The organism is uncultured Algimonas sp., from assembly GCF_947498175.1.
Lineage (GTDB): Bacteria > Pseudomonadota > Alphaproteobacteria > Caulobacterales > Maricaulaceae > Litorimonas.
In genome coordinates this window covers 359,847-379,009 of sequence record NZ_CANMJB010000004.1, presented here as the reverse complement: position 1 = coordinate 379,009, position 19,163 = coordinate 359,847, and the positions used below count along the sequence as shown (strand labels likewise).

The 19,163-nt window shown below is 56.8% G+C and carries 11 protein-coding genes; 1 reads left to right on the top strand and 10 read right to left on the bottom strand.

Features of this window, described 5'->3' with window-relative positions; translation table 11 throughout:
- The 10 genes from Q0718_RS08800 to Q0718_RS08755 form a co-directional block, all read right to left on the bottom strand.
- The gene (locus Q0718_RS08800; RefSeq protein ID WP_298916506.1) at positions 1-558 is read right to left on the bottom strand and encodes a sigma-70 family RNA polymerase sigma factor; all 558 of its coding nucleotides are present in this window, start codon (positions 556-558) and stop codon (positions 1-3) included.
- Positions 559-1,853: 1,295 nt separating this feature from the next.
- Complete coding sequence (locus tag Q0718_RS08795; RefSeq protein WP_298916504.1) at positions 1,854-2,318, bottom strand: toxin-activating lysine-acyltransferase; 465 nt, start codon at positions 2,316-2,318, stop codon at positions 1,854-1,856.
- A gap of 19 nt (positions 2,319-2,337) precedes the next feature.
- Positions 2,338-9,090, bottom strand: coding sequence for a calcium-binding protein (locus Q0718_RS08790; protein WP_298916501.1), 6,753 nt, complete (start codon positions 9,088-9,090; stop codon positions 2,338-2,340).
- Complete coding sequence (locus Q0718_RS08785) at positions 9,080-9,895, bottom strand: hypothetical protein (RefSeq protein WP_298916498.1); 816 nt, start codon at positions 9,893-9,895, stop codon at positions 9,080-9,082. Before Q0718_RS08785 ends, Q0718_RS08790 begins: the two co-directional genes overlap by 11 nt.
- A complete protein-coding gene (locus tag Q0718_RS08780; RefSeq protein ID WP_298916495.1) occupies positions 9,892-11,289 on the bottom strand; it encodes an HlyD family type I secretion periplasmic adaptor subunit in 1,398 nt (465 codons plus the stop codon). The genes Q0718_RS08785 and Q0718_RS08780 overlap by 4 nt, the downstream gene beginning before the upstream one ends.
- A 4-nt stretch (positions 11,290-11,293) precedes the next feature.
- Complete coding sequence (locus Q0718_RS08775) at positions 11,294-13,408, bottom strand: type I secretion system permease/ATPase (RefSeq protein ID WP_366523856.1); 2,115 nt, start codon at positions 13,406-13,408, stop codon at positions 11,294-11,296.
- Between the two features lie 75 nt (positions 13,409-13,483).
- Positions 13,484-14,905, bottom strand: a complete 1,422-nt coding sequence (locus Q0718_RS08770) for a TolC family outer membrane protein (RefSeq protein WP_298916489.1) — start codon at positions 14,903-14,905, stop codon at positions 13,484-13,486.
- 8 nt (positions 14,906-14,913) lie between these two features.
- Complete coding sequence (locus Q0718_RS08765; protein ID WP_298916486.1) at positions 14,914-15,699, bottom strand: TorF family putative porin; 786 nt, start codon at positions 15,697-15,699, stop codon at positions 14,914-14,916.
- 495 nt (positions 15,700-16,194) lie between these two features.
- Entirely contained in the window at positions 16,195-16,851 is a 657-nt protein-coding gene (locus tag Q0718_RS08760; RefSeq protein ID WP_298916483.1) for a hypothetical protein, read from the bottom strand.
- A gap of 36 nt (positions 16,852-16,887) precedes the next feature.
- Entirely contained in the window at positions 16,888-17,961 is a 1,074-nt protein-coding gene (locus Q0718_RS08755) for a T6SS effector amidase Tae4 family protein (RefSeq protein WP_298916480.1), read from the bottom strand.
- A gap of 195 nt (positions 17,962-18,156) precedes the next feature.
- On the opposite strand from Q0718_RS08755, the gene Q0718_RS08750 reads away from it, so the two are divergent.
- Entirely contained in the window at positions 18,157-19,146 is a 990-nt protein-coding gene (locus Q0718_RS08750) for a hypothetical protein (protein ID WP_298916477.1), read from the top strand.
- Positions 19,147-19,163 lie beyond the last annotated feature (17 nt).

The window sequence follows — 19,163 nt, the reverse complement described above, 5'->3', positions numbered from 1 at the left end:
TCAAAGCCCCAGAGCCGAGGACACGTGGCGCATGGCCTTGACCATGTGCTTTTCCACGGACCTGACCGAAACGCCGATAAGGCGGGCCACATCTTTCGACGTCCGCTCCTCGAACATTCTAAGCACGAATATGTCTCGTGTTCTTTGCGGCAACTCCATCAATGCGGCAGTCACTTCCCGAAGTTGGTCCTTGCCCAACAGGATACGCTCCGGTGTGACATCGCAGCCGAGCCCAAGCTGCCCTTCCTGAAGGGTGGCATGTGCGTGTAATGGACGCGTTGCACGACGTCGGTAATAGTCGGCGAGCACGTTCGAAGCGGACTGGAAAAGATAGCTTTCCATGCGGTGGATGGACGTCGACTCGTGGCGCTTGAGAACGCGCAGGAAAACTTCTTGGACGAGGTCGTCTATATCCGCGGCATTTGACACACGCTTGGCAAAGAATGTGCTGAGAGGGCGTTGGAATCGACTGAATATCTCGTCTTTGAGAAGATCCGCGCCCATGATTGAAGAGCTAATCGTAGCTAAAGGAGAGTTTGGAACGACAGGCTTTTCCATCATTCCTCCTTCCGGTCTCATGACCTGCGATTACGGCATTAAACTAGCCGGACCAAGAGTAGGGACAACAGACCTGAAATGTCAATTCGGCAATCTATGGTCCGGTCGTTGGTCGCTTGGATCCGCCTTGCTCGTCATCCACTTTTTGCAAATTGGGTTGCGAGCTTGTCCTTTTATGGTGATCCTAAGACCGGATGGCGGTTAAATACGCAGACGCGCGACTATATCGGTCAGTTATCGATAACGCCAATTTGACCATTTAGCTTGCGGGCGCTTAAAAAAAGCTAAAGTGAAGACTGGTTCGACCGGCCCTTCCGAGCCACAAGCGCAACGGCTTTCGACTTTGGAAGCCGATATATTCGATATAATTATCTAGATCCATGATGCTTGAACGGGCCCGCACGACGGTTCAGACGTCAGGAAACACAGGCGTATGGTCCGCTCTGTGCTGTGGATCGGACCGGTATCTCCAGCAGTTCCGCTCATTGTCGTCGGCCTCCCTGCAGCTCAATTCGTCTGGATTGCTGCTGCAACTGTAGTTGGCTGGAGCATCGTAAACAGCCCCACCATTCGACCCTGACGTAGAGAGTCATCTTTTCATTAGCTAAATACAGGGGCGTGTAACGTTAGTCCTTCCTCTATCGAACACGCAAAACAGACATAATGGCTCTAAGACGAACCAAGTATTGGGAACTTGGAAAACGCCTGTTTTCCGGACGATGCGACTGGGACCGATAAGCCCTCCCGATCCGGGCTTATCCAGTTCGGTAACTTGTTCAGTTATCTGCGTCTAGAAAACCATGCTTAGTCTAAGTTTTCGGGACTCGGATATTTGCATATGTGTTTTATGGCTGAAACACATATCGGCCACCACTTCCCCCAAGCGAGAGTGCAGGTTGGTAGATGGACTGAAACCTTGATTTACAAATGAGTTCACCGGATTGTTGAGCCTCGCTCTTCGTTCCTACGAAAACAAACTTTGTGCTATCACTTCCAACGTCTTCAAGTACGATAACGTGCTCACTGTTGTTACAAGCCGCATCGACGTTTGATCTATCCCTCAAGCTCAATCCGTAGATCTTCTCGGCAAAAGCCACTCTATCAGAGTAAGTCCAAGCTCCGATGTGGGACAGGAACAGCACGCTCGGCTTTCAGAAATTTGTCGATAAAGTAGACAAATGGTCTTTTCCAAACGTCCCGTTGCGGTAAGTTGTGCACCCGCTCACAACATATACTAAAAGCACTATTGGGAGGCAGACGCTTCTGACTTTTGAGACGCGTGCCACTATTTTTGCTTATCCATCCTTCAGGCCTTCAGGCCCGAACGTTCTGACTTGACGGCCGTTGTTCCCTGTCATGTGGAAGAAAAACTCTTGCCCATTGAAGAGTTCGTTGGAGAGATCCTGCAGGATCTCTTCCTCCGCCCCGAACGGGGCGACCAGTTCTATCAACCACGGGATGTCGCCGCCTTTCCACTCGTCGGCTCGTAGACGAACGGATTGCGTCTTGCGCAGGCGTTGGTCCGTTTCCTCGGAGACCCGTGCCCAGAAGGCAACGGCAGCCGGACTTTCGGGCCCATAGAAGATGCGGAACTGTTCCAACAGAACGGGCGGCATTACCATCCACTCCAAGTCTGAAAGAAACAGGCCCTTGTGTGTAGATGACTGGGTCATGAGCCAAGTGATTTCGCCCAGTACGTGGGAAACAGTCCGTTCTTCCTGGGGCGGCGCAGCTTTTGGCTTGTCCATCTGATTTAACATGAGGTTCCTAAATTTGGCTTCAAGCCAAGTTGAACTTCGGCTCGCTATGGCGGCCTTGGGCAAGCAGGTTCTCGGCTCTTAATTTGTCAGCTTCTGTAGGTTTCAGTCTGCCAAAAGACTTGGTGGCACCAAATCCGGCTAAGGCCTGTGTGAAGAGATCGAGATCTTTAGAAGCGACCTCTGCGCGGTTCGCAGCTCTATGATGCTTGTCCACAAGACCCGGATCCAAAGTAATTTCGGAGGAACCCAGCAAATCTCGCAATGAGCGTGCGCGAGCCGAAGACCCGACAGTCTGTTGATTTGCATAGCGGTCGGGAGAAGTTTCCGCAGTGCTGTCGCCGATATTGGAGTCGCCTGTTTCCTCAGACTCGGAAACATACGACGCATTGCCCTCAGCAAAGTCTCCGATTTCGGCTAGATCGTTTTCATCCTGATCGGACTCGAATTCGTCGAGTAGGTCGTCCTGAGAGCGTCCAAGGTCTTCGCCCATGGCATCACGCCTAGCCATCTCGGCCTCGGCCTCCACTAGCATGGTCATGAGTGGCGACCTTTGCCCGATGATCCTTCCCCAGGCCGAATTTGTCACGATCGACTCGAACTGGGCGGCTGCTTTGACTTCCACGGTTTCCAGACCAGCAAAGCCGGTGATGTAGCGCGGACCCTCATCCTCATCCCCGACGAGTCCGCTGTAAAGAACGCGAAGACCCGTGTCGCCGGCAATGCCTATCCGGCCGTCGCTCCAGATTACTTCGGTCAGTCCGAACACGGCATTGTCGAGGAGCTCGTCATCCGAGGGTTGTGCTCCCGCAAAGGCCGTTAGGTCTAGTGAGACCAGACCCGCCTCCTCCAGCGTCTGGAGTTCTCCGGATTGGCTGATCCCGTCTTGGTTCACGTCCTGCCAGACGCGGAAATCCTCGTAACGGTTGTCCTCCGCGTTCAGCAAGCCGTCACCATTGCTATCGAAGGCTACAAGGCCTTCGAGGTCCGTCCGGGCGCCCGGCAAATCTTCCACAAAGGAGATTTCGGACACCGCCGTGATCAACCCATCACCATTGCGATCAAGACCCAACAGCCCGTCACCTGCTCCAACCCAGCCGATGGCATCGGTCTCGCCATTGCCGTCTACATCGATCCGAACGCCACTATCCGAGAGATGGTTAAGCGCAAGTTCTCCGTCCCGATCGAGATCCAGGACGATCGGCATGACCGTCGACGTGTCGTTGGCTGCCTCCTGCCTCGCCAAAAGACGTTCCAGCCGACGAGTCGAAATGCGACCAAGACGTTGATCGAGAATGCCTGCGCTGGTCTGGGTCGTCGCGATGTGACTTTCCCGTCCGTCCCGTATGATCGTGGTGGCCAAGTAGACGTCGTAAGCCGTCGCTGTCGACCCATCCTGATAGGTGACATCCGTCGTGTTAAGGATCACGTTATCGGCATAGTCGTCCGGATTGTTACCAGTGGACTGTCCGTTCAGGGCGATCGAAGTGATACCGGTTTCTTCAAGCGTCTGGAGTTCGCGCCCCCGGCCCCGTCCATTCTGATTTAGATCGCGCCAAATCCGGAACTCCCCCCAGCGTTCGTCGGAGGCATCGAAAACACCGTCCTCATTGCTGTCATAGGTACGAAGCCCCTCCAGATCCGTCGTCGCCCCCTCCAGATCCTGCGCAAAAGAGATCTCGGACAGCGATCCGATGCGGCCGTCTCCGTCGCGGTCCAGCGCGAGGAAGCCGTCATCCGCGCCCAACCAGCCGATACGGGTGAGGGATCGGTCCTCACCCCTGGTGACAATCCGGCTCTCGTTAATGGAAACAAGCTCAAGACCGTCACCGTCAAGATCAAACATTAAAGGAGGGATCTGGCAACCAGTACAGGGAGGGTGGTCGTCTCCACCGCCACCGCCACCGCCACCGCCACCGCCACCGCCACCGCCACCGGTGGTTTGCTCGGTCCAATTGATGTCCAGGGTCCTAAGGTCGATATTGACGTTGTCGACGGTAATGTATTCGAGCAGTTGACGATGCTGGTTTCTGTTGATCCGAACCGCTCCGCCGACAACGCGGATACGGTCAGCCATCCGGCTAGCCCGCAAGGACGACGTATCCTGGGTCCCCTCGGGCGTGACGCCGATATACAGATCGTTTCCGATTGTCTCGAAGATTACTTCGTTCGAAGCGACGCCTGGACCGAATTGAATGTGATCCAAACCACCCATATCCGTGACAGTGTCGATACCGGAGCCTCTATCGAAAATATATTGGTCGTCGCCAACGGACGCGTAGATCGCGTCGTTGCCACGTCCCCCATGCAAGATGTTCGCATTGGTCTCGTAGGTTCCCGACCCGCTGGACGTCGACGCCGACCAGATGATGTCGTTGCCCCCGGCTCCCTGCAAAAGGGAGATGCCGCGAGCATCGCCGTAGCCGCGCAGAACCGTACCCGCATTTGAACCGGCAGTGCCTGTCCAGTCGCCCCCCGTGATTTGCCACACATCGATGGACCCCACACCGCCAATGTCGACAGCGTCGACGCCAACGAGTTCGCGATTGGCATTCGGGCTTTGGAAAGCAGTGGCGATGCGGCCATGACCGGCAACGTTGACCGTAAGGTGCACGCCACCGCCAATGGTAACATCGTCCCAGCTCAGGCCCTCCGAATTTCCCAGCATGATTGTGTCATGGCCCTGGTCGCCATACTCGTAAATCCGGTCGTTGCCGCCACCGAGCTCGACAAAATAAATGTCGTTGCCCGCTCCGCCGTAAAGCGAGTCAACGCCTAAACCACCCTCGAGAACATTGTCGCCAGCACGAAAACGAATGACGTCATTCCCAGACGTGCCGACAATGTGCTCGATACCGTAAGTACGTATTGTGCCGGACTCTGTTGGTGCAGTTCCATATGAGTAACCGTCATTATAGTAGAGAGTAGCGCCCCCATCATAAGCGTTAATGGTCAACCCACTACTTTCAGCATGATTGCCGAAGTCGACCGTGTCGAAACCCTCGCCACCGCGGTATTGGTCCGAGCCTCTGCCAGCAAGGATATAGTCGTCACCGCCAAGCCCTTGGACCGTGTTGGAGCCATAGTTACCTTCCAAAACATCTGCATGCTCAGAACCGGTAAGGTTGTGCATGTAGCCTACGAACGTGTCACCAGACGCGTCTCCACCAAGTGCGTGAGATTGAGCGTGACCGTACGACCCGCCTGTGATGGAAACATCCACGCCGGCAGATGAATGCATATAAGAAACAGTGGTTGTCCCAAAACCCTGATTACCTCTTCCGCGAATAATCCGATCGGCTCCAGCACCCCCCTCAAGAATGTTGTTGCCGCTCGCACCCGTAAGCACGTCGTCACCGGCTCCGCCACGCAGTATATTGTTGGCATCATCGCCCGTGATTATGTCGTCAAACGACGTGCCTATAACATTGTCCACTTGCGAGGCGTAAAAATAGTTGATCCGCTGATTAACGCCGTCATTGGACCTAACATCATAAAAACGAGTAGCTGCATGCCGATAAAAACTGCTCGAGTGAGCGTCCCAGTCCGTTGGCCGGTAGCTTATATCAAGTCGGATGCCCTCTGAAAATTCACCAAAGTCCATCGTGTCCGACCCGTTATCATCGGTCGTATAGCCACCGCGGTAAGATCCTCCATAACCTCCGCGCGATACACCTTGAGTCATGACAAAGGTGTCATCGCCGCCTTCCCCGACCACCCAACTCGTGCCTTGCCCCTGCACAAGCGTATCATCACCATTTCCACCGCGAATATGGTCACTTCCGTCGCCACCATGAATATAATCGTCTCCATCTCCACCGTATAGAGTGTCCGCCCCCCCCCGACCGAGCAAGACGTCATTGCCGGAATCGCCATAAAGAACATCCGATACATCTCCAGCGCCGCCATCCAGCCAGTCATCGCCCGAACGGCCACGCAGTGTGTTTGCATGTGTATTTCCGATGATGATGTCGTCGCCGCCCTCGACGGCGCGTGTCGTCGTGACAGGTGGCACCCAGACTTGATCTGGCTCGCCGGGAGCCAGCCAAATTGTTTTCCAATAGCCAGGGGTCGTCGTCGTGTGAGTCGTCAGATCGTCGATGTTGCCGTTATGATGACCGCTCATGATGAAGATGTCACTCCCAGCAGTCATTGTGGCGTCCGAGGTCGCTCGATTATATCCTACGCCGCCGTCAGGATGCTTGGCCGGGTTCAGGAAACCGCGTTCGTCGAAGACCAGAAGATCTTCGCCGCCGGCATTACCGTCGGCGTTCAGGTCCCGGTAAACCTCCAAATCCGTACCATTGAGAAAGAAGACGACATTTTCAAAGTTTAGCGGCTCCGACAGCACACCCTGCACACTGTCAATAAAGCCTCGCGCACCACCATAGAAGTCCGATGCAGCCGATTTATGCAGACCGATTTCAACAGCGCGTTGTATGGTGATGATCCAGGAGGCGGCTTCAATGGAGTCTGGTGTGTCCTTTATAATGCCGTTCACCAGCTCGCGGTTCGCCAAATAGGACTGATAGTCCATTGCCGTGGTGAAATCACGGATGAGCTGAACGAAATCCGTATGGTTGTTGTGCGCCAGAACACGCTTTCCCATCAGATTGCCGCCGGCTATTTTGATCTGGTCCGCCGCCCACAACACACCCGATTCCACAGCCTTGGATCCGGTCGCGACATTGGTGCGCGAGCGGCCTGGCAACTGCACATAAATTTGCTGACCGTCATGACCATATGTGTGGCTCAGCGAAGATGTGGTCAGGTTGCGCGAGGCCAAGTCATCGCTCATCAAAAACCCGGAGATACCCGTTAGCGCTTCGCGTGACGCATCAGCAAGATCTGACACATAGTCCAAGCTACCATTGTTCCTCGACGTCACGGCCCCGAGCGTTGAGGTACCGTTGACGAGATCGATGCTGACTGTTGCCTGGGCTTGCGGAATCTTGGGCTTGGGCTTCTTACCGACCAAGTTACCGAGGAACGTGCCGAACACCTTGCCGACAAAGGATCCGATCGCTCCGCCGATCGGACCTGCAATGGAGGACCCGATTGCACTACCGATCCGAGCGCCCACATCGCCGAGCACCACCGCAGCTTTCGTCTTAGGAGAAACGATTGCATTAGCGAGCTTGGCGCCGAAATAGGCTCCGACCTCGATCGCGCTCGACTTCAGGATATCCTTGACATCGAGTCCGCTCAGGAGCGAACGGCCATAAACAATATTGTCTCCGACCAAGTCGATGACAGCGGCGCCGGTCTGTGACACTGGCCCCAAATCCAGACCGAGACGCTGACCCAACTCCATCGAGAAATATTCGGTCGGCAACAGCTCCGCCGACCCGACACGGCCGCCGAACTCGGCGTTAAGGGCGTTGCGGATAGAGCTTTCGACAACCTGAGTGCCGTCCCTGGCAGGATCGGAAAGGCGCGAACCGATTGCCACAGCGACATTGCTTAGCATTGTGGCAGAAGGCGAAAGAAACGGAAAGGCACTCAACCCTTCGACGTTTCTCCGAGCTCCCTGCAAAATGACGTTTCTGGATAGACTCCCCACCGCATCATTGAATTTCAAGGCAGGGCGAATTACATGCCGATAGCCGGATCTCAAAAGACCCCCCTGTTCGTCAGCACTGTCGAAATGCGTGAAATCTGGCTCGCCGACATGCCGGACTCCCCCGGGGCCGAGGTCTGCGCCCAACGCATCTTTGATCAAATCGCCCGTATGTTCGTCAGGATCATACCAATCCGGGATTCCGTTGCCATTGAAAGGCCCACGACCCCGTATGTTGGCAAGACGAACACTCATTCCCTCGATTGCATCCGAGATGCGCTCGGCGTTGGTCAAGTCCCGATTGGTGAAAAAATCGATAAAACCCGTCAGTGCGTTGTCAGCAAGTCTTTGCAGAAAGGTCGTGGTTTCGGCATCAGTAATGACCGACCGACCGCCACTCGAGAAATATTCGCTGGAATAGGCATTGACCGTATTGAGGATTCTTCCGCTGTAATCGTATATATTGAATTGCGTGTCGATAAGTCGGCCGGACGCATCGTGGATATGAACGGCTTCCAGAGTGTAACCCTGATCACTGACCCGATATCCGCCATGGGCGTATACGGCCGCTAAATCGCTCTCAGTGAATCCGTATTCATCGTAGGTGTTTCCGATCGTACCCGCTTCGGTCATGATCATCGGGCTTTGCGACAGGAAGTCGCCGAGCTGGGTCAGATTGGACGGGTTATAGGGATTGAGCGTCATTTCCCGGGCAATGGCGGAGTCGCCTGCGAACAAGGCGTCCAGAACGGTTTGGCGAAAGTTGATGCGGGAAAACCCGTCGCGCTCATCCAGTCCGCGCTGATAGTTGCCGGGAAAGACCCCGCCCAGACCTTTCTGGCGCCAGGTCACATAGGCGATCGCGCGCAGCTCTTGATCCGTGAAAAAACCGTCGCCACCACCTCGAATGTCCTGTTGAGATGCAAAAAAGAGGTTTTCCGCGACATCCAGCGAGAACTGGTCCAGCGTCCCGGCGTCAGGATAGACGCCATCGAGCCCGCCCGAGTCCTGGAAAGCCATGAGGTTGCCGATGATGGCCGCGCCTCCGACCTCGCCGGAATAGGAGGAAATCTGCGCCATGATTTGCAATTGGTGATATGATTCCAACGCACCTGGACGACCGGATGCTAGAACATGCCGGGCATATTCGAGGTAGAAATTCGTCCGTCGCCGTGCGTCGAGCATGGCGCGATATGTGGACAGATCAGCATTCATTGTGGAACTCCCCTCGATCCGAGATCGCTTTCAGCGTCGCGGCCGTTTCCTGGAACCAAGGCCGCCAGTTCGAAACCTCGTCGCGCAATGTGCGACGGCTCGACAGTGTCTTGCCTGGATTAGCCAAACGCCATCGGCAAGGGCGATGATCCGGCATCACGCTGTCATAACGACAGAGAATCTGTAAAGTCGCTTTTTCGCTGACATCAACGTCCGAAGCGAAATTTGCAAACGCTTCGTTATGGCCATGTTTCTTTCGGCGGAATTCAACAACTTCAGGGTGCATTTTGCGTTTGTAAGCTTGTTGATTGAGAGTAGCGTCACTGTATGAGAACTCTCTGAGACCAGTTATCGAAATTTGAACTTCATGCATGTAATAATCTATAGTTAGATCCGGCTCCGAGATGACATTCGTCTCCTGCAAGCCGGCCGAAAAACCGAGCAGACGCTCGCTCTGTCGGCAGGTTTCGGTCTCCTCAAAGGACAGGCAGTCCGGCTTGATCGTCATGGACATGGGGTAGTCATAGAATTTCCCTCCATGCCGGAAGATGTGGATGGCATGGCGGGGGAGGAAGACCTGCGCGCTGTTGAGCTGGCCGCGCGTATAGACCGTCGCCTTCACGACGCCGTTCTCGCAGGCCTCGAGAAACTCCGGCGCTACCTCGATCTGGCGCGGCCCCGTCTTGGCCTCGCCCTCGCGCCCCGGCACCTCCGTATCGGCGCGGTAGGGCAGGTCGGACGCCGGAGAGCAGACCGTCAGACCCGAAACCGTTGCGGCAATGGCAAGGAAACGAAGGAGCCTCACCGCTCCCGCCCCGCTTCACTCCCTGCTTTCGCGATCGGGGACAGGACGAAGTCGATGATGCGCCGGTCGCCCGTCTTGACTTCGGCGGTCGCGTTCATGCCGCTCTGGACCGCGCGGCGCAGGTCGCCTTCGCCAACGTAAGGCGCGCTCAAGTGGACCTCGGCTGGGAATACTAAGCCCAGTCTTTCGTCAATGATGGCGTCGGCCGATATCATCGCGAGTTCCCCTTCGATCAAACCATAGCGTGTAAAAGGATAGGCTTCAAGCTTGACCGCGACCGGATCGCCAAGTTTCACGAAGCCGACATCCTTATTTAAGACCATGGCCTCCACGATGAGCTCTCGATCGCTCGGCGCGATGGTCATAAGTGGTGCGCCTGTCTCGATCACTTCGCCGACTGTAAAGACCTGGAGCCCCACGACCGTGCCGTCTGCGGGCGCGCGCAGGGTCTGCCATTGCGCGCGCATGGCAGCTTTTCGCTGGGCTTCCAAGCGGTCCGTGCGGGCCGCTTCGGCCTCGGCTAGATCCTGCAGGGCTTCGCGGCGCAGCTCGTCGCGGGCGAGGTCGAGGCGTCGCTCGACGGCGGATACGGCGCTTCGGGCCTGGTCCAACTCCCCTACCGCGATCTCGAGGTCGCGTTCGCGCGTGATCAATTCCTCCTGGAGCCGGAGTGCCTCAACCCGGGAGGCGAGACCTTCGGCGGTCAAGGCCTGGTAGGTCGTCATGCGTTCCCGCAGCAGGGGCAAAGTTTCTCGCAGCTTGGCGATGTTTCGGATTACGCCCTGCATCGCGGCCTGGGCCTGTTGTCGTTCGTCCTCAATCAGAAGACGGTTGGAACGATAGCTCGCGATGCGCGAACCGAGCTGCCGACGCGAGACTTCCGACGCGGCTTCTGAGACGCCCTCCGGCATGTCCAGTCGGATGAGGCCCGTCTCCAGGAAGCCGAGGACGCCGCGCGCAATGGACGCGCGCAGCTCTGCCTGTCCCAGCTCGTTGTCGACCGTGCCCGAATCGGCGCTGGCCAGCGTGGAGTCCAACTCGATAAGGACGTCACCGGCCGCCACCACGTCGCCGTTGCGAACCCGGATCGCGCGCACAACGCCCGTTTCTGGCGCTTCGACTACCTGGACCTGGCCCGTTGGGACGACCCGGCCCTGGGCCACGGCGACGATGTCCACGCGTCCGAACCACGACCACGCAAGCGCAAGGCCGAAGACAAGCAGGATGACCCAAATAATCAGTCGCCCGAACGGTGACGGCGGCGTCTCCACGATCTCCAGTGCCTCTGGCAGGAAGTCCGTCTCGGACCCGCGGCGCGGTTTGCCGGACAGGGCGCGGCGGCGCTTCGTTTCCTCGCGCCAGGCGCCGACAATAGTGCGTGTGTGCCGTCCCATTCGACTACTCCGCCGTGGACAGGCCGAGCATCTGCTCGCGCCAGAGTTGGGCATAGCGTCCACCCCGGCGCATCAGCTCGTCGTGGGACCCGTCCTCCACGATCTTGCCGTTCTCCATCGTCACGATCCGGTTCGCGGAGCGCAGGGTCGAAAGGCGGTGCGCGATGATGAAGACCGTTCGGTTGGCCGCGATCTTGGGCATGTTGGCCGTGATGGCGGCGTCGCTTTCTGCGTCCAGCGCGCTGGTGGCTTCGTCGAACACGAGGATGCGCGGATCGATGGCCAGCGCCCGGGCGATGGCGATGCGCTGGCGCTGTCCGCCCGACAGGTTGCCGCCGCGCTCGTCGATCTGCGTGTCGTAGCCTTCCGGAAGTTCGAGGATGAAATCGTGAGCGCCGGCGAGATGCGCGGCCGCGACCACGCGCTCCATCGCCATGCCCGTGTCGGCGAGCGCGATATTGTCCCGAACTGTCCGGTTGAACAGGATGTTCTCCTGCTGCACCACGCCGACTTGGCGGCGCAGCCAGGCCGGGTCCACCATCGTCAGATCGACCCCGTCGACCAGGACGCGCCCGCTTTCCGGCACGTAGAGTCGCTGTACCAGCTTTGCCAAGGTCGATTTGCCGGATCCGGACGAGCCGACGATACCCACGATCTGGCCCGGCGGGATTTCCAGGGTTACGTCGCGCAGGATTTCGCGGCCTCCGGGCTCGTAGCGGAAAAAGACACCGTCGAACTCGATCCGCCCCTCGATGGCGGGCAGGGCCGATTGAGACGGCTTGCTCGCCCGCTCGATCGGGGCGTTGAGGATGTCGCCCAGCCGCGCAACGGCGACACGGACCTGCTGGAACTGCTGCCAGAGGTGCGACATGCGCAGTATGGGTTGCGACACATGTCCGGCGAACATGTTGAAGGCAACGAGTTGGCCCACGGTCATCTGTCCTTCGATCACAAGCTTCGCCCCGACATAGAGGATGATGGCAGACGCGAGCTTGTTGACCAACTGGATCGCCTGTTGGCCTATGATGCCGAGCTTGGCGGCGTCGAACCCCGATTTCACATAACCCGCAAGCTGGTTCTCCCAACGGGTTTGCATCTGCGGTTCGACCGCCATCGCCTTGAGTGTCTGCACGGCCGTCACGCTCTCGACCAGGAAGGACTGGTTGTCCGCGCCGCGGTGGAATTGCTCTTCGATCTTCCGGCGCAAGGGCGGCGTAATGATCACGCTGATGATCACGTAGAGCGGGATGGAGACCGCGACGACGGTGAACAGCGCCACGCTGTAGAACCACATAATGACGAGGAAGATGACCGTGAAGGCGAGATCGATCACCAATGTGACGGAAGACGATGTCAAGAATTCCCGGATCGTTTCCAGTTCCCTTACCCGCGCGACTGTGTCCCCCACGCGACGGGACTCGAAATAGGCCAAGGGGAGCTTGAGCAGGTGCCGGAATAGGTTCGATCCCAACTCGACATCGACACGGCTGGTGGTGTGCGTGAAGAGATACGCTCTGAGCCCGCCCATGAGCGCTTCGAACACGACAAGCGAGATGAGGCCAATGGCGAGCACGTCCAGCGTGGTTAGCCCTTGATGGGCGAGCACCTTGTCTACGACGACTTGGAAAAACAGTGGCGTGCCGAGCGCGAATACCTGGAGCGCGAGCGAGGCCAGCATCACGTCCCGCAGAAGATGGCGGTACTTGATTAGCGCGGGAATGAACCATGTGACGTCGAACTTGCCTTCGCCGCCCGTCGGCTTGTCGCGGCGAGCCAGGGGTATGACCGTTCCGTCCCACAAGTCATCAAGATCTTCATAGGCAAGTGACTGCGGAGCCTCCCCCGGGACTTGGACGAGCGCCCGGCCTTCATTGACTTTTCCGATAATGAAAAAGGACCCGTCCTTGGCACGGGCGATGGTGGGCAAAGCGAAGAACTCGAGACGGTGGGTCCCCAAAGTCGTGATGCGTGACCGGAGCCCGGCACGCTTGGCGAGACGCACAATGTCCGCAGCCGTGGCGGCATGGTCCTTGCCGATCTCGTGCTTGAGGTGCGCCGGGTCGGCAGGTACGTCAAGGAAGCCCATAAGCAGGACGAGACAGGATAACCCTGTGTCCATCTTCTGGGCCGACGGATTCGGCTCTGTATTCACCCCAGTCCTCATGCCAGGATCGATCCGCTCAACGTGCCAGGGTCACCGTCTGGCCCGCGGCCCCCGCCTGTCGGACCTATTTGTGTCGGGACCCACTGGCAACCAGGGAACCCATCTCCGGGACAGTTCCTTCTGGTCGCTCAGGTCTGGAGTAGTATGTGGCAGATCGCCTATCACGTCCCGGCATTTCAAAAACCGGCCTTCGCCAATCGTTCCTATCACACCGAGATATCTGTAGGCAGACAGGACCGTGTCGAACCTGGCATTGGTCAGGCCTATTTCGGCGGCAAGCAATTCCTGTTGAGCGTTGAGCAGGTCCACATTGGGTCTGAAGCCCGCTTCGACTTCCCGGCTCACAGCCTCCAGCGCCTGCGTGGCTGCTTTCAGAAGTCCGTTATTTACCTCGATGAGGTCCTTAGAGGCGAGCAGGTTGTACCATTCCCTTTCGACCGTTTCCGCCAACCGCTGAAGGATGCGGTCCCGCTCGCTTCTCTGCAAAGCTGCCCCAAGCTTTGCACTTCGCTCTCGGGAGGCGAGCCCGCCGCCCGCAAAGATCGGTATATTCATCTCTACGCTCAGAGACCCTTCGTCTCGCTCGAAACCATTGAATGCCGTGTCCCTTTGGATATTCAGATTGCCGAGCAAGCGGATGTTCGGCGAACGCTCGCCCTGGGCCACGCGAATGCTCTGCTCCGCCTGCTCTATTTGAGCCAAGGCGATGCGGGCGTTGGGGTTGTTCCGTGCAGCCTCGGAAAGCGCTGCACCAATGGATAGGGGGACTGACGGCTCAGTCGGCAACTCAATATCGTCGACGGTTGTAAGACCAGTGATGTTGCGCAGACGCACGAAAGCCTGTCGGATCGCGTTCTGGGCATCGGTCACTCCCGCTTCGCCTTGACCGATCCTGGACCTAGCCTGGACTATATCCGACCGGGTGCCGGCACCCAGTTCGAACCGACGTTCCGCATTGCCGAGTTGCTCTTTCAAAGCCCTGACGTTGCTGCGTTGCACATCGTCCTGCGCTCGGGCGCGGGCAAGGTCCACATAGGCCTCGATCGTGTCGAGTTGCAGATCGATGAGTTCGGCCTGTCGACGGTAGAGTTCGACATCGCGACTAGCCTTTGCTTGTGCGATACCAGCCCTGGCCCGTCCACCGAGGTAGAGGGGTTGGGAGAGCGAAAGCCGGGACGAGACCTGACGCGCATTCGTCAGCGGCCCGAGACCGCCGCGAAGTTCATCGACTTCGTCGCCGTCGTCGGCAAGGCCGATCTGCGTGGTGCTGTCCAGCCTCGGGAACAACGCGGAGCGCGCCTCGATGATGCCCTCCTCGCTTTGCGCCACTCTGAAGGTCGCCGTGGCAACGCCCGGGTTGGTGAGGCAGGTGCTGTTCACTGCCTGCTCCAAAGATTGCGCCACTGCAGGTGGGCACGTCGCCAGGACCAAGATTGTTGCGAGCGCGCGCATGGTCGCTCTCAGTATGTTGCTGATAGGCCGACCTTGAACCAGGCGGCGTTCTGTTGAGGGTTCAAAACTTTGTCCGCATCGGAGAGGGAGAAGTCTGTGTCCAGAAACGTATCTTCCGTGCTGATCGCGTAATGTCCCGATGTGAAGAGTGCCGCACTGCCCGAGATTCCGAACTCCAGCCGCCCGCTAGCCTCTGCATACTGGTAGTCGACGCCGTCCCCGTCCGAGTCTTCAACCAGACCGGCGTCGAAACTTGGAACAATCGATACTCTGGACCCAATCGCAACAGGATAGGATAACCCTCCCTCCAACGTGACAGTGCGTAGGTTGACGTCGTAATATCCCGTCACTCTTGGTTCAAAAGGCACATTGAAATCGATGCCTCCGTAGACCTCAATCGTGCTGGCGTCGCCTGTTTCGTTTCCAATATCGAAGAACCCTCCTAGTTGCGGGAAGTGGTAAAGCGTTGCACCGACCTCTGCGCTAACCGCGTCCCCAAGGTTCCAGCCAGTGAACGCGTAAATGTCGATCTCATCCGTAAACACCCCCTCGTCGTCTCCCAGTCCTACGGATGTCCAGGCGCCGACGGTGAGATTTGCGTACGAGACCTCGGCAGAGGTCTGCAGCGCATCGCCCGAACGGGTGATGCCTCTGAAGTGGTAGTTGCTGGTATACGCCGACTGCAGCACGACACCCAGATTGTCGTTCGCAGAAATCGCAGTTGGCGCAGACGCCACAGACCCCGCGGCAGCAATTGCCAATGCCCACATGAGTTTATCGGTGCCGGTCTTCATAGCTCTTCCTCAATGTCGTCACCGCGCATTGGTTGGATAGAGTTAACCGGAGGTTAGCGCGTAATGCGATCTTTACTGCAGGCGCAGCATTGACAAGAGGGTGTTCCCGGATCTGTAGGCCTGATGTCTGGAACTTACGAACAATAACTGCAGCGCTCCTGTTAGCCCTAGCGTATGTTGGATAACCTGATAATACTTGCGCGTTCACATAAGCTCGTTTGGAGGGTTAGGGGATGGAGTGCTGAGAATGCGTTTGTGGCTTTCACACAACATAATCTGCATTATGTTGTGTGAAAGAAGAGTGAAACCGATGATGCCGCCACGCCTAGCTTGGCCTGGAATATAGATTATGAGAAGTCAAAGCTGTCTTTGAAGCAACATCGGTTGCTTTTAGATTGCCTCGAATTGTTACCGTCATTTTATTGACGTGATAAGCTCAGTCGAACCAATGCCTAGCGAAATAACAGAACGTGGAGTCTTCCGGATAGTGTGTTTCTAATCTGATTGGGTCGCAACCGTCTCGTATGGAAACTCGATATCACCGATGGCATTCAAGTTCCTGTCAATATGTCCGCACACGCCGCCAAGCCATTTGCCATGGTCCACCGGCTCTTTGGTGGGTTCTGATGTACATCCGACCAACCCTTTTACAAATACGAATTCGCTACGCCTGACTATGTTCAGATCTTCATCGGAAAGAACGATCTTCCCATCCACCTCACTCAAGAACAGGTCTGATACCATACCAAACATGCCGCACATGGGGATGCCCGGCGAATGCGAGGGTCTTGCCTGCCCTTGCCTGTTAAAATAGACGTAATGGAAACCTGTGTCCGAGGTTGCCAAGGGCAAGCAACGCAAGTGCGGCGGATGATATTCATATTCAGGGCCAATAGAGATTTCCCACCCCGTTTCATCGAAAATATGATCGACGAACGCCATGGTTTCGGCATCGATATGCAGAAGACCGCTCTCATCGACATAGCCGCAATCCGTTTGCTTTTCGAGGCCCGGAACCTCGACGCGCATACCGAACAGCGAGCAGTCCACCCGGTTGTCCGACGATGCCGGTCTTTCGTCCGACGCCTGCGTTTGACAGGCCAGGACAAGGATCGGAGCCAGGACGGACAGAAAAATTGTCAGGCGTCTCATGATATATCTCCTTCCAGATCGGTGAACTGCGTCATCCTAGTCTTGCTCACAGTCCACCGGCAATGTCCAGAAAGACCCGGGTTCATGTGAATACGGGTCGTCGGCATTAGGGTCTCCAGTATTGATGCCTGCGTGACCCCGTTGTTCAATTCTGTCATCAACCTGAACTGGTTCATATCTAACATAGATTCCAACCTGACCATCTTCCAGATGGCTACGAGCGTCATTCGCCCCCATTACCTGATGATCTGGCTCACCCCAGTTATCCGTTAGAAAATTGTGCATGTTGAGGGCACTTAAAATGATGCGCGTTCCTTGATACGGGCCAGAAGTTTGCTGGATATTTGTCTGATGATCTCTACTATTTGGAATGACATAACCGGCCACATTTAAAGCACAGCTCAATCTCGTTGCGCACGTATTATGTCCTTCGTTCAATCCCCCTGCACCGAGATTGCCACCTAGCGTATTCCATACATCGGACGGACTTCTTAGGTTCGTGTAGTTCCATGCTTCATAGGCCTCCGCTACCTTCGGCGAGCATGGTCGCTCATGGGGCTCCAATGGCTCTTCATCCGGCTCTGGCACACAACTCGCCTCTCCAGCCTCAGCGCAACGAGTATACTCTTCATAGATAACGAGAGGGTCTGAAAAAAGATTGGTGACAAGATCCTCGTAACCCATGTGATGATAGCAGATACTGCCGCCCAGCATCGTGGCTCCGGGGGGACATGCAAAAATACGATTCCTGCGGATCCTTTCCCCGGTGACTATGATCTCGTCTTCTTCAGCCGTTAACATTGTGGGATTGAAGCCGATGAGAAACGGATCGAACCCGAATTGGTCGAGACCAAAGGCACCAAGTCCGTGCGGGTTCAATCCTAATCCTTGTAAATTATCACCGTTCGACAGTACGCCCCAAAGCAGATCCCCAACAACGTTGCCACCGCACGTATTACCAGTGGTATATACCCAGCTGGGGCAGGTATTAAATCCACCCCCGTTCGAACTTTGCGCAAGAACGGCTGTGCCAGAAGCCAAGGCTGTTGCAAGAACGGTCAACCTAAATGCCAGTTGAAGCCCTTTGCCAAATTGCCCTAAAACCCTCATGACCTGCCTCCCAAGTTTGGCTGTACAAACAGTAAGACGCATCCCGATTAAAAATGCGAACTTGAATCCTGATTTTTTGCCATCTTGGGTAAACCCCGCCGTTGAAGGTGCCTCAAAAAAGGCTCATTCTCGATTAGGTCCGAAATCTCTGTCGCTTTGGCCTGAGTGGCTTGAAACCCAGACTGGAGTAGTAACATGTTTCTGCGGTCATCCTCATTCTACCTTGTCCTCTTTGGCGCGCTCACTGCCTGCGGAAACCCAGAAGACGCTTCACCCCCTCCTACCGAGGCCGAAGTCACCCAGACGCCAATCCGTACCGTCGCGCAGGAAAACCAAGCTCCGGCCTTTCCGGGCTTTGGCGGCAAAGCCGATGACGATGAGGTCGCTGTCGGGACGAAAGACAGGGAGTGCGACGCATCGACCATCCGAACATCAGGCTGGCATATAGTGGGCCTTGCGCCAGGTATGAGCCACGAGGAAGTAGTGAAAGCGTTCGCTTGTGATGAGAGCATCGTCCGGACGGTGGATTACGACTACAATTTCTCCGACCTGGACAATCTTGGCTTCGTGTTGAAAACCGGGATTGCGGCTTCGGACGGCGACGCTTGCAGGCCGAGTGAATTTCCGGACATGACCGACACGGTGCGCAACCGCTCGGCGGGCAATCCGCCATTGCCTTGCGAACCGGATGCCCTGTTCGGCGCGCGGGCCAAGAACGTAACCGAGAATATTCGCGTGATCCTGCTGGGCGCGCCCGGCACCGAGACCGCGTACGGCATCATCCGCTCTCAAATCCTGACAGACGGCGATCAGGTCGCCGACGAGGATGTGGCCGCCCGGCTGATCGAGCGATACGGCGAGCCCGAGCATTCAGAGGACCGGGGAGAGCGATTGACGCTGACCTGGCAACGGGACGGAACGGGCGCGGAAGAGGGTCGGTGCAGGCTTAATCCAAGTGCCGTGGGTGGTGAGACGTTCGAGGAAGGATGTGGCACGCTTGTCACCGCGAGGCTGACGCGGGCTGACAACTCTCCACTGATAGAACGCATCGAGGTCGCGATGTTCGATGAGGACGGCATCCTGGAAGCGCTAGATTCGACGCAAGCCGAGTTGCAGCGGAGGCGCGAGGCGGAACACAAAGAGCTGAAGGACGGCGCGCGGCCTGCAAACGAGGTTGATCTCTAGAGTTTTCTCATCCCAAG